This window comes from Bartonella sp. MR168JLCBS, from assembly GCF_042194175.1.
Genome location: NZ_JBHIMP010000457.1, coordinates 1 through 648, shown reverse-complemented (window position 1 = coordinate 648; position 648 = coordinate 1). Strand labels below are relative to the sequence as shown.

The following is a 648-nucleotide window of genomic DNA, read 5'->3' as shown; positions in this document are numbered from 1 at the left end:
AAAAAGGAGTCATGATTGACCTGCTTTATGAAGACTACTTGACCATTCCCATAAGCGTGCCAAATGGTCATAATCACCTTCATATTCTTTTTTTAAAGGGACGGCGTGTGAAAGATAGCCTTGTTGTGGATTTTGATAATATTCTATTAACGCAATAAGATGTTTCCATGCTTTTTCACCAAGATTAATTGCGCTTTGGGTGTCTTTTTTCCCTTTCTTTAAAAGAATTGATTGGGGAGCGATTTCACCTTTTCCATTGAGAGCGATATAAAATAAATTTGTAGGGGTAAGATCTTGAAAACCTGTAAAAGCTCCTTGCATGAACAAAGCTGTTTCCAATGCCAATTGTGGAAATAATAAATCGCGAACTTGTTTTGATGAAGGGGGTGTGCTGGTTTTAAAATCAAAAATTTCAACCATTTTTCCTGGCAAAACATCAATACGATCAGCGCGTCCCGAAAGTGTTACACCCGTTGTACCTATGGGTATTTTTTGAGAAACCACTTCGGCATATCGTTTACGAGGCTCTAAACTTTGTTCCCATTGGATCAAAAATGGAGCAAAGTTTTCAAAATTGTTCCACCAGATTGCTTCAATATCGGCAGGCAAATTAAGTTTATCAAATTCTTTACGCCCGATATTCAGGAG

1 protein-coding gene is annotated in these 648 nt (G+C 37.5%); it reads right to left on the bottom strand.

The features are described 5' to 3' along the window. Nucleotides 1–9 precede the first annotated feature (9 nt). Nucleotides 10–648, bottom strand: a 639-nt coding sequence (locus ACFIK8_RS11945) for a PD-(D/E)XK nuclease family protein (RefSeq protein ID WP_375669553.1), incomplete at its 5' end; no start/stop codon positions are given.